Origin of the sequence: Enterovibrio gelatinilyticus, from assembly GCF_028683095.1 — a bacterium.
In the GTDB taxonomy this organism is placed as follows: Bacteria; Pseudomonadota; Gammaproteobacteria; order Enterobacterales; family Vibrionaceae; genus Enterovibrio; species Enterovibrio gelatinilyticus.
Map to the genome: position 1 here is coordinate 60314 of NZ_JAJUBC010000026.1, position 22428 is coordinate 82741.

Consider the following 22428-nt stretch of genomic DNA (forward strand, 5'->3'; position numbering starts at 1 on the left):
CAAGGACACTCAGAGCAGCAATGGCGATGAAAAAACTTTTACTGGCCTCTCTTCTTCTTTCTAGTTCTGTTACGGCCGATGAGTTCGTAGTAGAAGACATTCGATTTGAGGGGCTCCAGCGAGTCAGTCTCGGTGCGGCGTTGCTTTCGATGCCCGTGCGAGTTGGCGACAATATCGATGAAGGCGATGTATCAGGGATCATAAAATCCTTATTTTCGTCAGGGAACTTTGAAAACGTTCGAGTCTTCAGGGATGGCGATGACCTTTTAGTGAAGGTGATTGAGCGACCAACTGTCGCGAGTATTTCGTTTTCAGGAAACTCAGCGATCGAAGATGAACAGCTTTCGGAGAATCTCTCCGCATCAGGCTTACGGGTTGGTGAAGCGCTTGATCGCACCACGCTTTCAAATATTGAAAAGGGACTTGAAGACTTCTACTACAGCGTGGGTAAGTATAACGCGTTGGTCAACGCTGTTATCACTCCACTTCCGCGTAATCGTGCTGACGTCAAGTTTGTCTTCACTGAAGGGGTGTCTGCCACTATTCAGCAGATAAACTTCATTGGCAACACAGTGTTTAGCGACGAAGAGCTTAAAAATAATTTTAAGTTGCGTGCGGACGTGCCTTGGTGGAACTTTCTCGCCAATGAACAGTATCAAAAACAAGTGTTAGCTGGAGATTTAGAAAGCCTACGCTCGTTTTACCTCAACCGTGGCTATTTGAAATTCCGCGTTGATGCGACAAACGTCTCTATTTCGCCTGATAAAAAGGGCGTGTATATCACTCTTAACATCGACGAAGGTCAGCCTTACACAGTGTCTGACGTCAATGTCCGTGGTGGGAAGGACAGCTCAGCATTTGCATCGCTCGTCCCGTTTGAAGACGGAGAAGTCTACAGCGGTGAAAAAGTGACGCGTTTGGAAGATGAGATTAAGCGTGCACTAGGCGAGCAAGGTTATGCCTACCCTCAAGTCGCCACCATTCCTGAATTTAATGACGATGCTAATACCGTTGCATTAAACGTGAATGTCGATCCGGGCAAGCGTGTTTATGTTCGCAACATCAAGTTTTCTGGTAATCAGATCACTCGTGATGAGGTGCTACGCCGAGAAATGCGTCAGATGGAAGGCTCGTGGCTAAATGCGAAGTCGGTTGAAACCAGTAAAGAGCGTCTTAACCGTCTAGGTTTTTTCGAAACCGTTGATGTTCGCACAACCCGTGTTCCTGGTACGGATGATCAGGTCGATGTAGAGTATTTCGTCAAAGAGACCAACTCGGGCAGTGTTAACTTTGGTATTGGTTACGGTACTGAATCAGGCATTAGCTTCCAAGCGGGTTTACAGCAAGATAACTTCGCAGGTTCCGGTAATCGTTTTGGTATCAATGCCATGATTAACGATTATCAAAAAAACCTGACACTGGATTATCGCGACCCTTATTGGACACTTGATGGGATCAGTTTGGGCGGTAAGATCTTCTATAACGAGTTTGAAGCATCAGACGCAAACATTGTCGATTATACCGACAAAAGTTACGGAACTAGCCTCACGTGGGGTTTCCCATTTGATGAGCTGAACTACTTCGACTTCTCGATTGGCTACACCCATCGCCAAATTGAAAATCTGGGTGGTTATTATCAAATCCAGAAATTCCTCGACTCGATGGGAGATAATGTGACTGATGACAGCGGACTCGAAGTCGATGACTTTGATTGGTCTGTTAGCTGGAGTCGCAATAACCTCAACCGAGGTTTCTTCCCAACTGCCGGTAATTATCAAAGAGCATCTTTCCGCATGACGGTACCGGGGTCTGATGCCCAGTACTTCAAAGCACAATACGATGTAAGACAGTATGTGCCTTTGACAGAGTCACACAGCTTCTCGCTGCTCATGCGTGGCCGTCTGGGTTACGGTAATGGCTATGGTAAGAACGATGAGAACGAGTACTTGCTACCGTTTTATGAAAACTTTTATGCAGGTGGTTACTCAACACTGCGTGGTTTCCGTTCGAACACTGCTGGTCCTAAAGCGGTATACGACCAAGGTGCTGGCAATAATCCAGCGTTGGTTGGTAGTAACGACTCTGTGGGTGGTAATGCCATTGCATTGGCAAGTGTCGAGTTAATTGTGCCAACGCCGTTTGTATCCATTGAAATGAAAAACTCGATTCGAACGAGTGTGTTTGTTGATGCAGCATCGGTATGGGATACCGAGTATGACTTAGATAACGCTCGCGTTATCAGTGGGCAAGAATACATTTACGATTATAGCGATCCAAGCAACTATCGTGCGTCTTATGGCGCAGCGATTCAATGGCGCTCTCCAATGGGGCCATTGGTATTCTCATTGTCAAAGCCTATCAAGAGCTATGAGGGTGACGATGAGGAGTTCTTTACCTTTACAATTGGCCAAACGTTCTGATTTTCAATATTAGGAGAATAGATTGAAACCTACTATCAAAGCGGCAGGCCTGTGCCTAGCCATGTTCAGTGCTTCCGTGTTTGCGTCTGCAGCTGAGGCGGCTCAAAAAGTTGGCTACGTTGCGACAGGCCCTGTGCTGGCGCAAATGGCAAAGCAAAGTAACGTGAGCGAGAATCTGCGCAAAGAATTTAAAGATCGCATCGCTGAAGTGGAGCGTTTGGAAAGCAAATTGCAAAAAGGTGTTGAAAAACTGAAGCGTAATGGCGAGCTGATGAGTGATAGCGAACGCACTAAGCTTCAACGCCAACTACAATCTTATGATGCAGACTACAAACTTAAAGTCGGCAATCTTAAAGAAGATGAGCGTAAACGTAGCGCTGAAGAACAACGCAAATTGGTAGAAAAACTGCAAAAGGCCATCGCACGTCTTGCGGAAAAAGAAGGCTATGACATGGTGCTAGATCGCCAAGCCGTTTTGTATGCAAGCCCGAAAGATGACCTGTCAGAGAAAGTACTGAAAGCAGTCAAATAAGTAAGGTAAAAAATGGCTTCAATTACGCTCGCTGAATTAGCGGAAAAACTGGGTGCTGAATTGCATGGTGACGGAACTGTTGCCATCTCTTCAATAGCGGGTATGGATAAGGCCGCTGATGGGCAGATTACATTTTTGTCCAGCAGCAAGTACCGTAAGCACCTTGCACAATGTCAAGCCAGCGCGGTGATGGTCAAGGAAGCCGACCTCGCATACTGCAGTGGCAATGCGCTTGTGGTTAAAGACCCGTATTTAGGTTACGCACTGACCGCTCAACTGTTGGACTCGACGCCACGTTGCGCGACAGATATTGCACCAAGTGCTTATGTTTCGCCCTTGGCAACTCTCGGAGAGGGAGTGTCGATTGGTCACAATGCGGTGATTGAAGATGGGGCGGAGCTCGGCGCCAACGTTCAGATAGGTGCTGGTTGTTTTGTCGGGAAAAACGCAAAACTGGGCGCGAATACCAAGCTTTGGGCAAACGTGAGTGTCTATCATGGTGTTCAAATTGGTGCGTCTTGCTTAGTGCAGTCAGGCACTGTAATCGGTTCTGATGGGTTTGGTTATGCGAATGACAAAGGTCGTTGGATTAAGATCCCTCAAGTGGGAACCGTACTGATCGGAGATCGTGTTGAGATTGGCGCGTGTACGACGATTGACCGTGGTGCCCTTGATGACACTGTGATTAGTGATGGTGTGATCATCGACAATCTTTGTCAGATCGCGCATAATGTCGAGATCGGCGAAAATACCGCCATTGCTGGAGCAACGGTGATTGCGGGTAGTACTAAGATTGGCAAACACTGCGTGTTTGGTGGTGCCTGTGTAGTCAATGGGCACATTGAAATTGCTGATGGCACCACGATCACTGGTATGGGTATGGTGATGAGACCTATCACTGAGCCTGGTATGTATTCTTCGGGTATTCCACTTCAAGCGAATCGCGAATGGCGGAAAACTGCTGCACGTGTTATGAAGATCGAAGACATGCATAAACGATTAAAAGCCGTTGAAAAACAGCTAGAAGACAGCGAATAACTGCTGTCTTTGGATGGCCTGCGCTTGTAGATGCCGGAACATTGAGATACGTCTTAATTAACCGATTTCTTCAGAGTAGGCCATTTTGCGTTATCAACGACGAATAATAAGCTTTCATACGGGAATATTACTTTGAGTCGCGAAAACAACGTATTGACCATTAACGAAATTAGAGAATTGCTGCCACATCGTTATCCGTTTCTGCTTATCGACCGCGTTATTGATTTTGAAGAAGGTAAATATCTTCATGCAATTAAGAACGTTTCGGTGAATGAGCCGCAGTTTACGGGGCATTTCCCGCAGCTTCCTATTTTCCCAGGTGTATTGATCCTTGAAGCCATGGCACAAGCTACTGGCTTATTGGCATTCAAAACTTTTGGTAGTCCAAAAGAAAATGAGCTTTACTACTTTGCGAGTATCGACAACGCCAAGTTCCGTGCGCCTGTGACGCCGGGCGATCAAATGGTGCTGGAAGTAGAGTTCCTTAAAGAAAGACGTGGCATTGCAGCCTTCACAGGTATTGCAAAAGTTGATGGTAAGGTTGTGTGTTCTGCCGACCTGAAGTGTGCCAGAAGAGAGTTTTAATCGTGATCCATGAATCTGCCCAAATTCACCCAACCGCAGTGGTTGAAGAGGGGGTAACCCTCGGCGCTAACGTTAAGATTGGTGCATTCAGCTTTGTCGGTACAGGGGTGGAGATCGGTGAAGGCACCGAAGTAAAAACACACGTCGTGATCAAGGGCCCTACAAAAATTGGACGAGATAACAAGATCTTCCAATTTGCTTCAATTGGCGAAGAATGCCAAGACCTGAAGTATGCAGGTGAACCGACCACGCTGGAAATTGGCGATCGCAATACCATTCGTGAAAGTGTCACCATGCATCGTGGCACGGTTCAAGATGGTGGTCATACTCAAGTTGGCAGCGATAACCTGTTCATGATTAACGCGCACGTTGCTCATGACTGCATGATCGGCAACCGCTGTATTTTTGCCAACAACGCAACCCTTGCTGGTCACGTGACGGTAGGCGACTTCGCGATTGTTGGCGGTATGACGGCAATCCATCAGTTCTGTACGATTGGTAGCCATTGTATGCTCGGTGGTGGTTCAATCGTTGTAAAAGACGTGCCGCCATACGTGATGGCACAAGGCAACCACTGCGAACCGTTTGGTATCAATGTGGAAGGCCTTAAGCGTCGAGGCTTCGAAAAGAGCGCCATTAAAGCGATCCGTGCGGTTTATAAAGAAGTATACCGTTCAGGCAAAACGCTTGAAGAAGCGAAAAAGTCTGTTGCTGAAATGGCGAAAGACGAAGAAGCACTTCAGCTTTTTGTTGAATTCTTCGAGAAATCGAGTCGAGGTATCATTCGATAATGGCTGTTGTTGCAAAGCCGCTTCGAATTGGAATAGTCGCCGGAGAAATCTCCGGCGATATTTTAGGTGCGGGCTTTATTAAAGCGATAAAAGCGCAGTACCCCGATGCAGAGTTTGTTGGGATTGCTGGCCCAAAAATGAAGGCGTTAGGGTGTGAAACCTTGTTCGACATGGAAGAGCTTTCCGTGATGGGCTTAGTGGAAGTGCTTGGTCGCTTGTCCCGTCTTTTAACGGTTAAGCGTGAACTCGTTGATTACTTTGTCGCAAATCCGCCTGATGTGTTTGTTGGCATTGACGCGCCTGATTTCAATCTACGGCTGGAAAAGTCGCTAAAAGATGCGGGTATCAAGACGGTTCATTATGTCAGCCCTAGTGTATGGGCGTGGCGTCAAAAACGTATCTTCAAAATTGCCGCTGCTACAGATTTAGTTCTGGCGCTCTTGCCTTTTGAAAAAGCGTTTTACGATAAGTTTAATGTGCCCTGTGACTTTGTTGGCCATACCATGGCTGATGATATTCCGCTAGAAAGCGATAAATCTGCTGCTCGTGAATTGTTAGGTTTAGCGCAAAACACGCGTTATCTCGCAGTGCTTCCGGGCAGTCGTGGAGGTGAGATGAAAATCCTCGCTCCAATATTTATCGAAACCTGTAAGTTGCTGAAAGCGCGTTATCCTGACCTTGCTTTTGCCGTTGCTGTCGTAAACGAAAAGCGCCGAGAACAATTTGAGGCCGCGTGGAAAGAAATCGCACCTGAGCTGGAATTTACGTTGGTGGATGATACTGCTCGTAACGTGATTGCAGCATCAGATATGGTACTTCTAGCGTCAGGAACAGTCGCACTTGAGTGTATGTTAGTTAAGCGGCCGATGGTGGTTGGTTACAAGGTCAATGCTATTACGGCTTGGATTGCTCGTCGCCTAGTGAAAACAGAGTTCGTCTCTTTACCAAATATTCTTGCTGGAAGAGAGCTAGTGCCAGAGAGAATACAAGAAGAATGCACACCAGAAAAATTGGTGATAGAAGTTTCGCGTTTTCTTGATAGTGATAATGCTGACTTAATGGCTGAATTCACACGCTTGCATGATGTTATTCGTTGTGGCGCCGACAAAGCATCTGCGAAAGCTGTTCTCAATTTAATAGGGCGATGAACCATGGATTTTGAACCTTTTGTTTATCCAAACGCTCAGCGTATTGCTGGTGTTGATGAAGTAGGCCGTGGTCCACTAGTCGGTGCTGTTGTCACTGCTGCTGTCATTCTGGATCCCAATAACCCTATTGAAGGACTGACGGATTCAAAAAAACTGACTGAAAAAAAACGCGAAGCGCTCTTTGAAGTCATCAAAGAAAAAGCATTGGCGTGGTCACTTGGGCGTGCAGAGCCCGAAGAAATAGATGACATTAATATACTGGCCGCAACGATGTTAGCGATGGAGCGCGCCGTGGCAGGCTTATCGATTCAACCTGACTTTGTTCTCATTGATGGAAATCGCGTTCCTGCTGGGTTACCCATGCCTGGTGCTGCAGTGGTGAAAGGCGATTTACGTGTGGCGGAGATCAGTGCTGCCTCTATTCTCGCTAAAGTTGTTCGTGACCGAGAAATGGAAGTGCTGGATGCTGAGTTCCCTCAGTATGGCTTTGCAAAGCACAAAGGTTATCCAACCAAGGCGCATTTTGAAGCGCTTGAGGCCCATGGTGCAATCTCGCAGCATCGCAAGAGCTTTAAACCTGTAAAGAAAGCGCTAGGCATTGCATAATGCAGAAAGGGGAGTTTAGCTCCCCTTTTTTCTTTATCTAAATCTAATCATGAATCAGTAACGTACGAGTACTATGTCAGACCCACGCTTTATTCATCTTCGTGTCCACAGTGACTACTCCATGGTCGATGGCCTTGGTAAAGTGCCGCCTTTAGTCAAAAAAGTTGGCGAACTTGGCATGCCTGCAATGGCGCTGACCGATTTTACCAACTTGTGTGGTTTGGTGAAGTTTTACAACACGGCACAAACGTGTGGCGTTAAGCCGATCATCGGTGCTGATTTTAAAGTTCAATCACAAGCGTTTGGTGATGACCTATGTCAATTGACCGTGCTTGCAGCAAATAATGCTGGATATAAGAACCTGACGCTGCTGATATCGAAAGCCTATCTTCGTGGTCATGTTCAACACCAACCGGTTATTGACCTCGAGTGGCTTGGCGAACTGAATGAAGGGCTGATCATACTGTCAGGCGGGCGACGAGGTGATCTCGGTAAAGCGCTGCTGAAGGGCAATATGACACTCGCCAAGCAATGTGCGGCGTTTTACCAGACCCACTTTCCTGATGCGTATTACATTGAATTGATCCGTACTGGGCGTCCTGATGAAGATGCGTATCTGCACTTTGCGCTAGATTTTGCCGCGGACAACGATTTGCCCGTGGTGGCGACCAATGAAGTGTGTTTCTTGTCGTCTGATCTGTTTGATGCTCACGAAATTCGCGTCGCCATTCACGATGGATTTACGCTTGAAGATCCACGTCGTCCGAAAAACTATAGCCCACAACAATATCTTCGCACCGCTGAGGAAATGTGTGAGCTATTCGAAGATATTCCTGAAGCACTCGCTAACTCAGTAGAGATTGCAAAGCGCTGTAACGTCACTGTGCGTTTGAATGAATACTTCTTACCGAATTTTCCTACGGAAGGCTTAGAGATCGGAGAGTTCTTAGTTAAGAAATCTCAGGAAGGTCTCGAAGAGCGCCTTGAATTCTTATTCCCCGATCCTGTAGATCGCGCAAATCGTCGTCCTGAGTATGACGAACGCCTAGATATTGAGTTGCAAGTTATTAACCAAATGGGCTTCCCAGGTTACTTCCTCATCGTGATGGAGTTTATCCAGTGGTCGAAAGATAACGATATCCCAGTTGGTCCGGGGCGAGGGTCTGGTGCGGGTTCACTTGTTGCCTATGCATTGAAGATTACGGATCTCGATCCCTTGGAGTTTGATCTCCTGTTCGAACGTTTTCTTAACCCAGAACGTGTTTCCATGCCCGACTTCGACGTCGACTTCTGTATGGATAAACGCGATAAGGTGATTGATCACGTGGCGGAAATGTATGGTCGTGATGCGGTATCTCAGATCATAACGTTTGGTACCATGGCTGCGAAGGCGGTTATTCGAGACGTCGGCCGAGTGTTGGGTCACCCTTATGGTTTTGTCGATCGAATTTCTAAGATGGTGCCGCCCGATCCGGGGATGACATTGGCGAAAGCCTTTGATGCAGAGCCTCAGTTAGGTGAAGTCTATGAAGCGGATGAAGAAGTTCGTGAGCTGATAGATACTTGCCGAATCCTCGAAGGCTGTACGCGAAATGCGGGTAAACACGCAGGGGGCGTGGTTATCTCACCGACCACTATCACAGACTTCGCCCCGCTTTATTGTGACAGTGAAGGGCATTTTCCCGTCACCCAGTTTGATAAGAATGACGTTGAAACCGCAGGCCTAGTTAAGTTCGACTTCCTCGGTTTGCGTACGTTAACCATCATTGATTGGGCGCTTAAGATGATTAACCCTCGTCTTCAAGCTGAGGGCCAGGAAGCGATACGCATTGAAGCTATACCTATGGATGACATTGCTTCATTCAAGCTTCTACAAAATTCAGAAACCACCGCTGTATTCCAGTTGGAATCACGCGGTATGAAAGATCTTATCAAGCGTCTTCAACCGGACTGCTTTGAAGATATGATCGCATTGGTTGCATTGTTCCGCCCTGGTCCATTGCAATCAGGCATGGTTGACAACTTTATTGACCGTAAACGCGGCCGCGAAGTGGTGTCATACCCAGACGAAAAGTGGCAGCACGATTCGTTAAAAGAAATCCTTGAACCCACGTATGGCATCATTCTCTATCAAGAACAGGTCATGCAGATCGCGCAGGTACTGTCTGGTTACACCCTAGGTGGTGCAGACATGCTACGTCGTGCAATGGGTAAGAAAAAGCCCGAAGAAATGGCTAAGCAGCGTGCCACGTTCGAAAGCGGCGCGGTGAATAACGGCGTCGACGGTGAGTTGGCGATGAAGATCTTCGACTTGGTTGAAAAGTTCGCGGGTTACGGCTTTAACAAATCCCACTCTGCCGCTTATGCATTGGTGTCATACCAAACGCTTTGGCTGAAAACGCACTATCCAGCCGAATTCATGGCCGCGGTAATGACCGCCGATATGGATAACACCGACAAAATCGTTGGCCTTGTCGAAGAGTGTCGTCGCATGAAATTGACGATGCTACCGCCTGATGTGAATGCAGGCCTATATCGCTTTAACGTGAATGACAAAGGCGAAATTGTCTACGGCATTGGTGCGATAAAGGGCGCGGGTGAAACGCCAATTGAGAATATTATCGAGGCGCGAGAAAAAGGCGGTTACTTCCGCGACCTTTTCGATTTCTGTGCGCGTGTCGATACTAAAAAAGTGAACAAGCGCGTCATTGAAAAATTGATTCAGGCGGGGGCACTCGATCGTTTAGGCCCTCACCGTGCGGCAATGATGGCATCGTTGGACGATGCAATAAAAGCGGCCAGCCAACATCGCCAAGCTGAAGCATTTGGTCAAGCGGATATGTTTGGCGTGTTGACGGATGCACCTGAAGAAGTTGAGCATAAATATGCTAATGTTCCGCATTGGCCGGAAAAAGTGTGGCTAGAAGGCGAGCGCGAAACGCTTGGTCTGTACTTAACGGGTCACCCAATAAATAGTTATGTGAAAGAGCTCAAGCACTACATCACGTGGCGATTGGAAGATGCACATGCAACAAAACGCGATGTGGTGTCGACGGTCGCAGGCCTAGTGATCGCTGCTCGTGTGATGACAACCAAGCGTGGAACGCGCATTGGGATTCTGACACTTGATGACAGATCGGGTCGCATGGAAGTGATGCTGTTCTCAGATGCATTAGAAAAGTACCTAGATCTCATTGAAAAAGACCGAATTTTAGTCGTTTCCGGACAGGTCAGCTTTGATGACTTCAATGGTGGCCTTAAAATGTCGGCACGAGAAGTGCTTGATCTCTCTCAAGCGCGTGAAAAGTACCTGCGTAGTCTTGCTATATCCGTGACTGACAGGCAAATTGATAACAAATTTTTTGAACGATTTAGCGAAATCCTAGAGCCTTATCGTGCAGGGACCGTTCCTGTTAATCTTTATTACCAGCGTGACGACGCTCGTGCGAAGTTGGTCTTAGGTACAGAATGGCGTATTACGCCCGATGATAAGCTCATCGATGATTTAAAAACGTTGCTCGGCGACAAACAGGTCGAGTTGGAATTTGACTGATACGTTTGCCCTGTTTTAAAAACAGGGCAACTTAATTACCTGAACAGGATTCTTTCTCTATGAGTCTTAATTTCCTTGAATTTGAACAGCCGATTGCTGAATTGGAAGCAAAAATTGAAGCCCTGCGTGTAGTGTCCAAACGCGGTGACGATCCAGAGGCTGTCAATCTTGATAAAGAAATCGAGCAATTGGAGACAAAAAGCGCTGAATTGACGAAGAAAATCTTCAGTGACTTAGGTGCATGGCAAGTGGCGCAACTGGCGCGTCACCCTCGCCGCCCTTATACCTTGGATTACGCAGATCTGATTTTCACCGAGTTTGAAGAACTGGCAGGTGACAGAGCATACGCAGATGACAAAGCGATTGTCGGTGGTATGGCGCGTATTGATGGTCGTCCAGTGATGATCATTGGCCATCAGAAAGGACGTGAAACACGTGAAAAAGTGATTCGCAACTTTGGTATGCCAAAGCCAGAGGGGTACCGAAAGGCATTGCGACTGATGAAAATGGCAGAACGCTTTAAAATGCCAATTATCACGTTCATTGACACCGCCGGTGCATACCCTGGTGTAGGCGCAGAAGAACGTGGTCAATCTGAGGCCATTGCTCGCAACTTAAAAGAAATGGCAGGTTTGACTGTGCCAGTTATCTGTAATGTTGTTGGTGAAGGTGGTTCTGGTGGTGCTTTGGCTATCGGTGTTGGTGATTTCGTTAACATGCTTCAGTATTCGACTTACTCAGTTATCTCACCTGAAGGCTGTGCGTCGATTTTGTGGCGTGATTCGAATAAAGCCCCACAAGCCGCAGAAGCCATGGGCATGACTGCTCCGCGTTTGAAAGAGCTCGGTCTTATCGATAACATTATTGAAGAGCCTATGGGTGGTGCGCATAGAAACTTTGTGTTTACTGCTTCCAATATCAAGGCATTGTTACTGGCGCAACTTGAAGAGCTAGAACAACTTGATGAAGAGGCGCTTCGAGAGAGACGTTATCAACGCCTGTTGAGTTACGGTTATTGCTAAATCGTTTGCTACGTTTCTCAGCTAAGAATTGATACTGACGTTAAAAGGGCCTTGTGGCCCTTTTTTTGATTGTGGTGCTATCATATCGGCAATGCACTATCTATGAGGCACTTATGCTGTTCTCCGTGTTTGAAAATGTCCTGAGTTCTTACGCAGTCACTCCTCGTCAAATTGTTTTAGCATTCAGTGGTGGCGTGGATTCTCGCGTGATGCTGGATTTACTATCAACCTATCGAGACATCCATCCTCAGCATCGTTATCTCATTATTCATGTACATCATGGGTTAAGCCGCCATGCTGACGCGTGGATGGAACGTTGCCGTGAGTGGTCTACAGATGCAGGGTTTGACTTCAAAGGTGTAAAAGTTAAGTTTGAGAAGCAGGGTGAAAGCATTGAAAAGCAAGCCAGAGAGGCTCGCTATCGTGCTATTTCATCGAATGTTGAGCCTGATGCATTGGTGTTGACGGCACAACATTCAGACGATCAAGCTGAAACGTTCCTTTTGGCACTAAAGCGTGGCAGTGGACCTGCAGGGCTGGCGGCGATGCCCCAAATTAGAGCGCTTGGTCAAGCACAGTTGCTACGTCCATTGTTAGCGGTATCGCGACAGGAAATCGAAACTTATGCCAATGAACAGGGCTTAGCTTGGGTAGAAGATGAAAGTAATCTGGATTGCCGTTTTGATCGTAACTTTATCAGGCAACAATGGTTGCCTAAAGTTAGAGAGCGATGGCCTGGGTTTGTGAAAGCCGTTAATCGCACATCGTTGCTGTGTGCGGAACAGGAGACATTGATAGATGAGTTGTTGGAAGAGCACGATGCTCGTATTCAACTGCCTGATGGTGGCCTATCAATAGCAGTGCTACAAACTTATTCGTCACGCATGCAGGTTGCTCTACTTCGTCGTTGGTTGAAAAAGGTGATGGGACAAAGCGTCTCAAAGGTTCAGCTTAAGGAAATAATGCATTCAGTTGTTGATGCGGCGTGCGATGCCAATCCGGAAATGAGGCTTGGTGAATGGATGTTGAGACGGTTTCAAAGCACGCTCTATTGTTTGATTAAGATGAATGATGTGACGGATGAGCAGCGAGATCTAGCACTAAATTGTGTGACTGATTTACCTGATAACCTTGGCACCTTGTTGATGACAGAAAGTCGGACTGTGCACGGTCTCAGCCTTCGATCCCCTCGTGGCGAAGAAAGGGTAACGGTGAAATTTAATCCTGAAGGCGTGTACGCTCATCCTTTGGGTCGGCAAGGAAAACGCAAGCTTAAGAAGTTGTTTCAGGAATATGGTGTACCAAGCTGGATGCGAAGAAGAACACCATTGATCTATTTTGATGATCAGCTCGCGGGTGTTGCCGATTTATTTGTGTGTGTAGGATTTGAAGGGCAGGAGTGTGAACTTGTCTGGCACAAAATTCATTGAATAAGTGCGCAAGTGTTATTCACGTGTAAAAATTGATTGGTATGACATAACTATAAGTGAGGAAGCAATGAAATATATTATCTCTTTGGGGCTGGTTGCCATGATGGCGGCCGCTCCCTCATTTGCCGCTGGAGATGCGGAAGCTGGAAAAGCGAAAGCAGCAATCTGTGCTGCATGCCATGGTGCAAATGGTATCGCTGTGATTCCGGGGTACCCAAACCTAGCTGGTCAAAATTCGCAGTACATTGTTTCTGCGCTGAAAGCCTATAAAAATGGAGAGCGCACTAGCGCGCAAGCGGCAATCATGAAGCCTCAAGCTACGATGCTAAGCGATGCAGACATGGAAAACCTCGCGGCTTATTATGCACAAATGAAGTAATTGCTCAGCAGGTTCAGCTGATTAAAAGCCACAACGTCTGTTGTGGCTTTTTTATTGCTTTGGGACTAACTCGCAGATTTATATTTCGCCTGCTCGTTTTTTGGTCATTCAAATTCACTGCTATTGCTATTAATTCTAGAATTTACTAACGTACTAGCTCACTGATACGCCGTTTGAGGTAGATACAATGGCAGATGGACGCGAGCACTTTAGCTCTAGGATTGGATTTGTACTTGCCGCTGCTGGTGCAGCTGTAGGTCTTGGTAATATTTGGGGTTTTCCTACGCAAGCTGCGAGTAATGGCGGCGGCGCATTTCTGCTGGTATATCTTTTGATGATCCTAGTGGTGGCTTACCCAATGCTGGTGGTAGAAATGGCAATTGGTCGTCATGGGCAGGCCAACCCTATTGATAGTATGCGAAAGCTTGGACGCTCTCCTGTATCTAAGCGACTTGGGGGTAGCGTTGGTTTGATTGGCCTACTCGTTCCTTGTCTTGTGCTAGCGTTTTATAGCATTGTTGGTGGATGGTTAGTGTCGTTTATGTTGGCTGCAGCGGCTGACATTGTCGGTTTGACCGATGTATCTAACTGGCTAAAAGGATTCTCCGTTGAGCGAAATTTGTTTGGTGCGGCTGTTTTTTACCTTCTTACCATTTTGATTGTTCAAGCTGGTGTTAAAGAGGGGATTGAAAAGTGGTCAACCCGATTAATGCCTGCTTTGTTTGTTCTGTTCGGCGTATTGTTTGTATATGTCATGACCCTACCTGGCGCTACACAAGGATTGGCACACTACCTTATTCCTGATTTTTCTAAAGTTATGGATCGCGACTTGATCTTGGCTGCCATGGGGCAAGGCTTTTTCTCTCTAACTATCGGCGGTTGTTCGATGTTGATTTATGGCTCTTACCTAAGTCGAAAAGAGAATCTGCCAAAAATGGCGTTGAACGTCACCTTGGTCGATACGGCTGTCGCTGTTATTGCGGGACTTGTGATTCTGCCTGCCATGTTTGCGGCGATGCAACAAGGCGTAGAAATTTACGATGAGAATGGTGCCTTGTTGAGCTCATCAACATTGGTGTTTGATGTGTTGCCGATGTTGTTTGTCGGGTTAGGAGTGGTTGGTCCGTTTATCGCACTCATTTTCTTTGGTTTAATGACGATTGCTGCACTCACCTCTTCCATCTCAATGTTGGAGTGCCCGGTGTCTTTAATGAGTGAGCGCTTAGGCACGAAGCGTCCGATTGCGAGTTGGTTACTGGGTGGTCTTATTGCACTATTCAGTGCTGTGATAGTGTTTAACTTTGGCAGCATGTTTGGTCAAGTAGCGACAATTGCCACGCAATATGTTCAGCCAATTGCGGCACTGCTTTTCAGCCTTTATGGCGGGTGGGTTTGGTCGCGAAGTGAGAAACTAAAAGAGCTTCGTCAGGGGTATGACAAGATTGAGGATGGCTTGTTCTGGAAGATCTGGCCGGTATATGTGAAGTTTGTTTGTCCTGCACTGGTTATTACGGTGATTTGGATGTCATTGGCTTAATGGCTTAATGGCTTAATGGCTTAATAAGGCAATTTCGCAAGCAATGAATGAATTAAAAAACGGAAGCCTGGCTTCCGTTTTTTGTTTGTTTCTCAATAGTGATTATCGAAACTGATTTTGCTCTTTTTGGTATTCAAAGCCACCACTAGCAAGTTTTGATATTAGCGCTGATTCATCGATTTCAAAATACTTTACGAGTTCACTCAGTGACGGGAACTCGTCGCGTAGTTTCATGTTCACTATGCTCAATAGCATCACAGTGTCCATGGATTCAAATCGTTTCAGATCCATTAAGCATCCTCATGATCACTGATCAGCAGATTGGCTGCGGCAAATGCAGCTTGTTCTCTTTTCTCTTTTGGCAGAGATTCATCTGATGCTATGGCATTCAACGCTTGAACTGCACAGGCTATCGCATTGGGAATATAGCCTTGCTCTCCACTACCAATTTCCGCATAGCGTTGACGGATCAGATCACAACAACCGTAGACTTTCATTGCTACTCCTTGGATATAATTTGAGAGAAATATACCTCAAAATAGCCTTATTAAGGAGGTTTTATCATGTGATGTTTACGGGGGTTATCGGCGGTGGTTAGCTTTGTTGCGGTACATGCTGCGGTCAGCACGTTCAAACATAGAAGTGATGTTATCGCCTTGTCGGTATGCTGAACAGCCCACAGAGCTGGAAATATTGTGTGCGGTTAAGAGTGAATCTTGGGAAAGAAGTGTTTTTAGTCGGTCATTAACCAATTGTGCTGATTCTTTGGTCGCTGGGGTTAGCAGTACCGCAAACTCATCTCCCCCTAAACGGTAGCAGCGATCGGAAGCACGAATAGCTTCATTGAGTAACAATGAGAACCGACGTAGCACTTTGTCGCCATCAAGGTGGCCATAAGTGTCATTGACCTGTTTGAAGTTGTCCATGTCGAAAATCATTAAGATCAAGCCATGATTTTTTCGCTCAGTGAGCGCGACAGATTGGCGCAGGTCTTGTTCGAAGCTGATACGATTATTTAGGCCAGTCAGGCCGTCCAACATGGCAAGGTTACGAACACGGTTGTATTCAATGGCATTGCTTAAAGGGCCAGCAAGAAGGCGATGGTAGGTATGAATAAGGCTTATTTCATCATCATCGAGTTGGTAAGGTGTGCTGTATTGCAACATACCAAGCGGAGACTGGGCATATTTTAATGAGAATGTTTGTCGAAAACCTGGAGTGCCACCACGTCTAACGATATGGGAGATATCATTGTGCTCCCATATCAGACGATTGATGTCGATTTGTTTTTCCAACTCTCTGGTGAAAACTTCAAACAACTGATCGATTTCAAGTCGACCTTGAAGCTTCTGCAGCACCATTAGACGCTGATCCGCACCAAGAGGAACTCGGCGAGATTGAATCGCCGCTTTTTTTAGTTGTTCCAGTTGCGTACTCATCGAAATTGCCTCAGAAACCAATAACTATGACTGTCGTGCTTTCATGAATATAAGCAAAAAGCGTTCCAGATCATTGGTGCGCAACTGCTCTCCTCGATTTTTTTACTCTCTGTCAGAGAGAAAGTTTTGTAAATCGGATCGACGATTTTGGGCATCTTGGTAGCCCATGTCAATTAAGTGGTTGATATATTTCGGTTCGAATAACAGATAACTGGTGATAGCTGCATCTTCCGAGGGGCTAATTCCAAGGAATCGCATCAGACTACGAACGGCAATTGGCATATGGCAGTAATATCGCTCAACTAAAGGTTCAAAGGGTGATGATGGTGAGAGGTGGAAGGCATCAACTTGCCGCAGGGCCAAATTATCCGCTTTGGTTTTGTCGACGGTTGATACGAGATTATTCATTCTGTCGAGATGCTCCAGATCGGCGGATAATGTATCGGCAAAGATGGCATCCATGAGGTGTCCGCCGAGCATCGCAAGGCCTGGGGCGGGGGCGATGTGGTTTGGTGTCGGGTGAGATTTTGGCGCTAAGTCGATGATAAGTACCTTTTCAGCCCCCATTTTTAGTGCGGGGCGAAGAGGAGCAATTTGGTGGACGGAACCATCACCATAGAAGCCATGACCAATTTTTGAAGCCGGAAAAACAATTGGGATCGCTGATGACGCCAGTAAGTGCTCGGTGGTAATTTGGCTTTTTATACCAATGGCGCGAGAGCGAGTCCAGGTCGGGATATCCTTATGCCCTTGATAGAAGGTGACGGACTTACTGGTTTGGTAGTTTGACGCCGTGACAGCCAGACCATGTAAGTTTCCTGTCATGATTTGGTGTTCTATTTTACTGAAATTGAGCACTTTATTGAGAAGGTTACGAAGCGGACGATTATCGAGCAGACCAAAAGGTGGCGCACAATGATAACGAGCCTGTGCGCGAGCAAAGGCTTGTTTCCCTAAATGATGAATCATGCCCTGATATGAGCTTTCGAAGACATGTTTGGTGTGAAGATTTGACCATAGCCATGACAATTTTTTGACGCCGAGTCGGAAACATGACGTATGGCAGGCAAGTGAGGTCGCGTTTAACGCACCTGCAGATGTACCACAATATATGTTAAATGGGCTTGCATGAACTCGAGGATACCATTCAGATATCGCTTTCATCACACCTACTTGATATGCCGCACGAGCACCTCCCCCACTCAAGAGTAGTGCTATTTTTTTTGGTTGTGGATTGGTTTGTTTTTTTGATGCCATTGCGTAAACACTCGGTTTTTCTGGTCAATATTGAGTATGACTCAGAATATTGGTGTTTGAGTCATGCGCCATTTCTCGATGGTGTTTTTGATTAACTTTATAAATTGATTGTGATCAATCGCTAAAAGCTGGGGTATGGCCGTTCAAAGGCAATAAGGAAGTAGAACGGCAAATGATATATTCTTGTTCACATTTCTCCCAGTTTGGCGATTTCATGGTTCCTGCTATAACGGCGTTAGTTGCCGATGACGACAAGGCAACGGCAAAGTTGGTTGAGGTACTCCTGAATAAGTGGGGCATTCAAACTGTTGTCGCACATGATGGATTGGAAGCGTTAGAAGTGATGATGCAGCCAGCGCCACCTTCTCTTTTGCTTTTTGATTGGGAGATGCCTGGTTACAGTGGTATAGAACTGTGCGAAAAAATCCGCCAAATTGATACGACAAACCCTCCGTACATTATTATTTGCACAGCTCGCGATGCGACTGAGTACATTGTTCATGGCTTAAATCAAGGCGCGAATGACTATGTGTCGAAGCCGTTTAATACCCAAGTATTGAAAGCAAGGGTTGAGGTTGGGATGCGTACCCTTGAGCTACAATCCCGTTTGGTTGATGCGATGGTTCGTCTTGATCATTTGGCAAGTTTTGATGAATTGACGGGCTTACTAAATCGTCGGGCATTGTTTGAACGGATACATGAAGATTTCTCTCGCGCGCACAGAGCGAAGGACAACCTTTGTTTTGTTGTGTGCGATATCGATTGGTTTAAACGTATTAACGATAAATACGGGCATCCTGCTGGAGATGCTGTATTGCGTCAGTTGGGTGATTTGTTGACTCAGCAGTTACGTCCTTATGATCGGTTAGGACGAATTGGCGGAGAGGAGTTTTTGCTTCTTTTTTCTGTAACGACAATTGATAGTGCAGTGAAAGTGCTAGACCGAATTAAACTAGCGATAGAGAAGCATGATTTTGTGTATGAAGATACGCATATTACCGCCACTATGAGCTTCGGTGCGACGTTTATTGAAGCAGGGGAGCAGATCGCGAGAGTTGAGTCATATTTCAAAAGAGCCGATGAAGCGCTCTATCGCTCAAAGGAGCTAGGCAGGAACTGTGTGACGTTTTCAGACAATCTTGTTTAAAGCAGATAATAAAACGCCTCCAAGTTAGGAGGCGTTTTTCATGATAAGTGATTAAGCTAGCTTAGCTTTAATGAACTCAACCATGTTTTCAATTTCAATTGGCAATTTGTCACCACCATCACGACGATGTTTGTATTCAAATACACCGTTGTCCATGCTGCGATCACCAATGATGATGGTATGCGGAACGCCCATCAATTCCATATCAGAGAACATGACGCCTGGACGTTCTTTACGGTCGTCGAATAGCACTTCAATACCAGCAGCAGTAAGGTCAGCATACAGTTTTTCTGCGGCTTCTTTCACGCGCTCAGATTTGTGCATGTTCATTGGAACGATAGCCACGGTGAAAGGTGCGAGCGCTTCTGGCCAGATAATACCGTTGTCGTCGTAGTTTTGCTCGATGGCAGCTGCAACAACACGCGATACACCGATACCGTAACAACCCATTTCTAGGATCGTGTTCTTGCCATCAGGACCGAGAACACCCGCATTCATTTTCTCTGAGTAGTTAGTGCCCAGCTGGAAAATATGGCCAACTTCGATACCACGTTTAAGTTGAAGTGTTCCCTTACCACAAGGACTTGGATCGCCGTCAATAACAGTACGGATATCTGCCACTTCACCCAGCTCAACGTCACGACCCCAGTTAATGCCGAAGTAGTGTTTGTCGTCGATGTTTGCACCGGCACCGAAATCACTCATTGCTGCAACGCTGCGGTCCGCAATGAACGTCAGCGATAGGTTTACCGGACCAAGAGAACCTGGACCTGCACCGACAGCAGCGCGAATTTCTTCTTCAGTTGCGAATTCAAAAGGAACAGCAACTTGTGGAAGTTTCTCGGCTTTGATTTCGTTAAGTTCGTGGTCACCACGAACAAGCAATGCAACCAACTCACCATCAAACTCTTCTGATGCTTTAACAAACAGCGTTTTGACAGTCTTTTCAATTGGAAGGTTGAATTGCTCAACAAGCTCAGCGATGGTTTTTGCGTTTGGTGTATCAACCATCGTCATTTCTTGTGTAGCCGCTTCGCGTTCGCCTGCAGGGGCGAGCGCTTCAGCCATCTCAACGTTTGCAGCGTAATCAGATTCTGTTGAGAACGCGATAACGTCTTCGCCACTGTTAGCAAGAACGTGGAATTCATGAGAAGCAGAACCACCAATTGCACCGGTGTCAGCAAGCACTGGACGGTAATCAAGACCCATGCGATCGAATGCCGCGCAGTATGCGACGTGCATTGCTTCGTATGATGCTTGAAGGCCTTCTTTGTCTAGATCGAAACTGTACGCATCCATCATTGAGAATTCACGCGCACGCATAACGCCAAAACGAGGGCGTCTTTCGTCACGGAATTTCGTTTGAATCTGGTACAAATTCAAAGGAAGTTGCTTGTATGAGTTGATTTCATTGCGAACCAAGCTGGTAACCACTTCTTCAGCGGTTGGGCTTAGAACAAACGGACGCATGTGACGGTCAGTAAAGCGCAAAAGCTCAGGACCCATCTTTTCAGAGCGCCCCGTTTCTTCCCACAGTTCAAAGGGCTGAACCACGGGCATTAGAATTTCAATAGCGCCAGCGTTATTGATTTCTTCGCGAACGATTTTTTCGACCTTTTGAAGAACACGCAAACCACTTGGCATCCAAGTGTATAGGCCTGAGGCCAGTTTGCGGATCATGCCAGCACGCAACATTAGCTGGTGGCTAATGATTTCTGCGTCGTTTGGAGTTTCCTTCAGAGTACTAAGAAGGTATTTACTGGTACGCATCTATGCTATCCGTTTATCAAGTTACATTATGGAAGGTAATAAGTGAGTCATACTACCAGTGACAACTCTAATCGCAAAAGGCTTCTATGGCTGTCACCGTGATTAAAGGTTCATCGACAATAAATTTTACATTTAAGTCGAAAAGATGGACGGCATATTCTTTTGTGTCCACTTTCCCCTTTTTGTAAGCAGGGCGGGGATCTTGAGCCAATACTTCACGAATCACCTGTTCTTTGTGTTCGCAGTCTTTCTGACGATTGATTTGGTGTGCCGCGTTAGTACTAAAGATAACGTCGAGTGTCTTTGGCGCTTCGCCTGCGTAGCCACCTTCTGCACTTTCAATCGCATCTGAGTAGGGAATGTAGGGCTTGATATCGATAACTGGCGTGCCATCTACTAAATCACAACTACCAATATCGACAACAACTTGGTTGCCCACCTTTCTTACTCCTCGAACAGAAACCACTGACATACCTATACCGTTGGGTCTGAATGTCGCGCGGCTAGCAAAAACCCCTATACGTTCATTGCCACCTAAACGTGGAGGTCTAACGGTTGGCGTCCAACCTTGTTCTAGATTTTGGTCGAAAAGGAAAAGTACCCATATATGTGAAAATTGCTCAATCCCTCTAATGGCATCCTCTTGATTCGCTTCTCCGCAGAGAAGTATCGATGCCGTTGCGCTAGGTGCTAGACCCGGTTGACGAGGTACAGCGAATTTTTCTTTAAAAGGAGACTGAATTCGACCCACAGGCGTTAGTGAGTATTTCATGGCGTTGCCTTGTGATTCTTGTTGAGCGGATTTTAACATAGTTGATTAAGACTGCAGTTAGACAATAGATGATGAGGGGATTGCATGTCATAATCGCGGACTAAGCATATATAGAGGGCAGAGCATTGGCCAAACCAGCGGTATTTATTGATAGAGACGGCGTTATTAACGTCGATCATGGTTACATCAGCAAAGTCGATGACTTTGAATATATCGACGGCGTTTTTGATGCGTGCCGTGCGTTCAAAGATATGGGCTACTTACTTGTGTTGGTAACAAATCAGTCAGGAATTGCTCGTGGCTACTATAGCGAAGATGACTTTTTATCTCTTACCGAGTGGATGGATTGGAACTTTGCAGACAAAGGTGTTGAGTTTGACGGTATCTATTATTGCCCTCATCACCCTGAGCATGGTGACGAAAAGTACAAAATTGATTGTGAATGCAGAAAGCCTAAGCCTGGTATGTTTTTGTCAGCAAGAGAATATCTGAATATAGATATGACTCAATCCGTAATGATTGGCGATAAAGCTGATGATATGAGAGCTGCAGGTGATGCAGGTGTGAAGACTAAGATCCTTGTACGTACCGGAAAACAGGTGACTGAAGACGCTGAAACACTAGCAAGTGTTGTTTTGGATAGCATCGCCGATGTTCCTGGCTATTTGAAAGCGCTGTAATAGCGAGTTTTATTTTTCTTTCAATCAATTTCTTGTCCACATGCAGCCCAGGATGGGCTGTTTTTTCACCGCAATGGTTGGTTTTTGAACGCTTGAGCGTTTTTTTAGAGAAAAAGCGTTTTTTTCACTAAAAAGGTATTGCCAATATCAATTTGCTCCCTATAATGCGCTCCCTGTTGGCACGACAAAGTTCGCGTCTAACACGAGGAAAGCAAAAGTGCTTGACTCAAAAATGGAGTTGAGTTTAAATCTCTCTCCGCTCAGCGAGTCTGAGCAAGCTCTTTAACAATTTGACCTATACAATCTGTGTGGGCACTCGTAC

Annotated in this window: 20 protein-coding genes; 14 read left to right on the forward strand and 6 right to left on the reverse strand. The window is 46.2% G+C overall.

Annotated elements, in window-relative coordinates; genetic code table 11:
- Positions 1-20 precede the first annotated feature (20 nt).
- The 12 genes from bamA to LRP50_RS19185 all read left to right on the forward strand — a co-directional run bounded on the left by bamA (position 21) and on the right by LRP50_RS19185 (position 15041).
- The gene (gene bamA / locus LRP50_RS19130; RefSeq protein WP_274166051.1) at positions 21-2420 is read left to right on the forward strand and encodes an outer membrane protein assembly factor BamA; all 2400 of its coding nucleotides are present in this window, start codon (positions 21-23) and stop codon (positions 2418-2420) included.
- A gap of 22 nt (positions 2421-2442) precedes the next feature.
- The gene (locus LRP50_RS19135) at positions 2443-2952 is read left to right on the forward strand and encodes an OmpH/Skp family outer membrane protein (protein WP_274166052.1); all 510 of its coding nucleotides are present in this window, start codon (positions 2443-2445) and stop codon (positions 2950-2952) included.
- A 12-nt stretch (positions 2953-2964) separates the two neighbouring features.
- Positions 2965-3990: a UDP-3-O-(3-hydroxymyristoyl)glucosamine N-acyltransferase gene (lpxD, locus tag LRP50_RS19140; protein ID WP_274166053.1), complete on the forward strand. Its 1026-nt coding sequence runs from the start codon at positions 2965-2967 to the stop codon at positions 3988-3990.
- A 132-nt stretch (positions 3991-4122) separates the two neighbouring features.
- Positions 4123-4575, forward strand: a complete 453-nt coding sequence (fabZ, locus tag LRP50_RS19145) for a 3-hydroxyacyl-ACP dehydratase FabZ (protein WP_274166054.1) — start codon at positions 4123-4125, stop codon at positions 4573-4575.
- Between the two features lie 2 nt (positions 4576-4577).
- Complete coding sequence (gene lpxA, locus LRP50_RS19150; RefSeq protein ID WP_274166055.1) at positions 4578-5366, forward strand: acyl-ACP--UDP-N-acetylglucosamine O-acyltransferase; 789 nt, start codon at positions 4578-4580, stop codon at positions 5364-5366.
- Positions 5366-6514: a lipid-A-disaccharide synthase gene (gene lpxB / locus LRP50_RS19155; RefSeq protein ID WP_274166056.1), complete on the forward strand. Its 1149-nt coding sequence runs from the start codon at positions 5366-5368 to the stop codon at positions 6512-6514. Before lpxA ends, lpxB begins: the two co-directional genes overlap by 1 nt.
- Positions 6515-6517: 3 nt before the next feature.
- Positions 6518-7120, forward strand: coding sequence for a ribonuclease HII (gene rnhB, locus LRP50_RS19160; RefSeq protein ID WP_274166057.1), 603 nt, complete (start codon positions 6518-6520; stop codon positions 7118-7120).
- A 73-nt stretch (positions 7121-7193) separates the two neighbouring features.
- Positions 7194-10673, forward strand: coding sequence for a DNA polymerase III subunit alpha (gene dnaE, locus LRP50_RS19165; RefSeq protein ID WP_274166058.1), 3480 nt, complete (start codon positions 7194-7196; stop codon positions 10671-10673).
- A gap of 59 nt (positions 10674-10732) precedes the next feature.
- Positions 10733-11695, forward strand: coding sequence for an acetyl-CoA carboxylase carboxyl transferase subunit alpha (gene accA / locus LRP50_RS19170; protein ID WP_274166059.1), 963 nt, complete (start codon positions 10733-10735; stop codon positions 11693-11695).
- Between the two features lie 113 nt (positions 11696-11808).
- Positions 11809-13125, forward strand: coding sequence for a tRNA lysidine(34) synthetase TilS (gene tilS, locus LRP50_RS19175; protein ID WP_274166060.1), 1317 nt, complete (start codon positions 11809-11811; stop codon positions 13123-13125).
- A 67-nt stretch (positions 13126-13192) separates the two neighbouring features.
- Positions 13193-13504, forward strand: a complete 312-nt coding sequence (locus tag LRP50_RS19180) for a c-type cytochrome (protein WP_274166061.1) — start codon at positions 13193-13195, stop codon at positions 13502-13504.
- A 187-nt stretch (positions 13505-13691) separates the two neighbouring features.
- Positions 13692-15041, forward strand: coding sequence for a sodium-dependent transporter (locus LRP50_RS19185; RefSeq protein WP_274166062.1), 1350 nt, complete (start codon positions 13692-13694; stop codon positions 15039-15041).
- 102 nt (positions 15042-15143) lie between these two features.
- Here LRP50_RS19185 and LRP50_RS19190 read toward each other — a convergent pair whose 3' ends face one another.
- The 4 genes from LRP50_RS19190 to LRP50_RS19205 form a co-directional block, all read right to left on the reverse strand.
- A complete protein-coding gene (locus LRP50_RS19190; protein ID WP_274166063.1) occupies positions 15144-15332 on the reverse strand; it encodes a DUF4250 domain-containing protein in 189 nt (62 codons plus the stop codon).
- Positions 15332-15538 carry a YaeP family protein gene (locus LRP50_RS19195; RefSeq protein WP_274166064.1) on the reverse strand — a complete coding sequence of 69 codons (207 nt, stop codon included), beginning with the start codon at positions 15536-15538 and terminating at the stop codon, positions 15332-15334. Before LRP50_RS19195 ends, LRP50_RS19190 begins: the two co-directional genes overlap by 1 nt.
- A gap of 84 nt (positions 15539-15622) precedes the next feature.
- The gene (locus tag LRP50_RS19200) at positions 15623-16480 is read right to left on the reverse strand and encodes a GGDEF domain-containing protein (RefSeq protein ID WP_274166065.1); all 858 of its coding nucleotides are present in this window, start codon (positions 16478-16480) and stop codon (positions 15623-15625) included.
- Positions 16481-16582: 102 nt separating this feature from the next.
- Positions 16583-17737 carry a patatin-like phospholipase family protein gene (locus tag LRP50_RS19205; RefSeq protein WP_274166066.1) on the reverse strand — a complete coding sequence of 385 codons (1155 nt, stop codon included), beginning with the start codon at positions 17735-17737 and terminating at the stop codon, positions 16583-16585.
- A 214-nt stretch (positions 17738-17951) separates the two neighbouring features.
- Between LRP50_RS19205 and LRP50_RS19210 the strand changes: the two genes are divergently transcribed.
- Positions 17952-18884, forward strand: a complete 933-nt coding sequence (locus LRP50_RS19210) for a GGDEF domain-containing response regulator (protein WP_274166067.1) — start codon at positions 17952-17954, stop codon at positions 18882-18884.
- 51 nt (positions 18885-18935) lie between these two features.
- Here the strand turns inward: LRP50_RS19210 and LRP50_RS19215 are convergent, their stop codons facing one another.
- Together LRP50_RS19215 and tsaA are read right to left on the reverse strand one after the other, a co-directional pair.
- On the reverse strand, positions 18936-20654 hold the full coding sequence (locus LRP50_RS19215; protein WP_274166068.1) for a proline--tRNA ligase: 1719 nt from the start codon (positions 20652-20654) through the stop codon (positions 18936-18938).
- A 67-nt stretch (positions 20655-20721) separates the two neighbouring features.
- Positions 20722-21426 carry a tRNA (N6-threonylcarbamoyladenosine(37)-N6)-methyltransferase TrmO gene (gene tsaA / locus LRP50_RS19220; RefSeq protein WP_274166069.1) on the reverse strand — a complete coding sequence of 235 codons (705 nt, stop codon included), beginning with the start codon at positions 21424-21426 and terminating at the stop codon, positions 20722-20724.
- 125 nt (positions 21427-21551) lie between these two features.
- Between tsaA and gmhB the strand changes: the two genes are divergently transcribed.
- A complete protein-coding gene (gmhB, locus tag LRP50_RS19225) occupies positions 21552-22106 on the forward strand; it encodes a D-glycero-beta-D-manno-heptose 1,7-bisphosphate 7-phosphatase (RefSeq protein WP_274166070.1) in 555 nt (184 codons plus the stop codon).
- Positions 22107-22428: the final 322 nt, after the last annotated feature.

Bases quoted from the DNA above. Each gene is read 5' to 3' on its own strand.
- bamA (WP_274166051.1), top strand. From the start codon at position 21: ATGGCGATGAAAAAACTTTTACTGGCCTCTCTTCTTCTTTCTAGTTCT.
- LRP50_RS19210 (WP_274166067.1), top strand. From the start codon at position 17,952: ATGGTTCCTGCTATAACGGCGTTAGTTGCCGATGACGACAAGGCAACG.
- tsaA (WP_274166069.1), bottom strand. From the start codon at position 21,426: ATGAAATACTCACTAACGCCTGTGGGTCGAATTCAGTCTCCTTTTAAA.
- rnhB (WP_274166057.1), top strand. From the start codon at position 6,518: ATGGATTTTGAACCTTTTGTTTATCCAAACGCTCAGCGTATTGCTGGT.
- accA (WP_274166059.1), top strand. From the start codon at position 10,733: ATGAGTCTTAATTTCCTTGAATTTGAACAGCCGATTGCTGAATTGGAA.
- dnaE (WP_274166058.1), top strand. From the start codon at position 7,194: ATGTCAGACCCACGCTTTATTCATCTTCGTGTCCACAGTGACTACTCC.
- tilS (WP_274166060.1), top strand. From the start codon at position 11,809: ATGCTGTTCTCCGTGTTTGAAAATGTCCTGAGTTCTTACGCAGTCACT.
- LRP50_RS19180 (WP_274166061.1), top strand. From the start codon at position 13,193: ATGAAATATATTATCTCTTTGGGGCTGGTTGCCATGATGGCGGCCGCT.
- LRP50_RS19200 (WP_274166065.1), bottom strand. From the start codon at position 16,480: ATGAGTACGCAACTGGAACAACTAAAAAAAGCGGCGATTCAATCTCGC.
- lpxD (WP_274166053.1), top strand. From the start codon at position 2,965: ATGGCTTCAATTACGCTCGCTGAATTAGCGGAAAAACTGGGTGCTGAA.
- LRP50_RS19215 (WP_274166068.1), bottom strand. From the start codon at position 20,654: ATGCGTACCAGTAAATACCTTCTTAGTACTCTGAAGGAAACTCCAAAC.
- LRP50_RS19195 (WP_274166064.1), bottom strand. From the start codon at position 15,538: ATGAAAGTCTACGGTTGTTGTGATCTGATCCGTCAACGCTATGCGGAA.
- LRP50_RS19190 (WP_274166063.1), bottom strand. From the start codon at position 15,332: ATGGATCTGAAACGATTTGAATCCATGGACACTGTGATGCTATTGAGC.
- LRP50_RS19185 (WP_274166062.1), top strand. From the start codon at position 13,692: ATGGCAGATGGACGCGAGCACTTTAGCTCTAGGATTGGATTTGTACTT.
- lpxB (WP_274166056.1), top strand. From the start codon at position 5,366: ATGGCTGTTGTTGCAAAGCCGCTTCGAATTGGAATAGTCGCCGGAGAA.
- LRP50_RS19205 (WP_274166066.1), bottom strand. From the start codon at position 17,737: ATGGCATCAAAAAAACAAACCAATCCACAACCAAAAAAAATAGCACTA.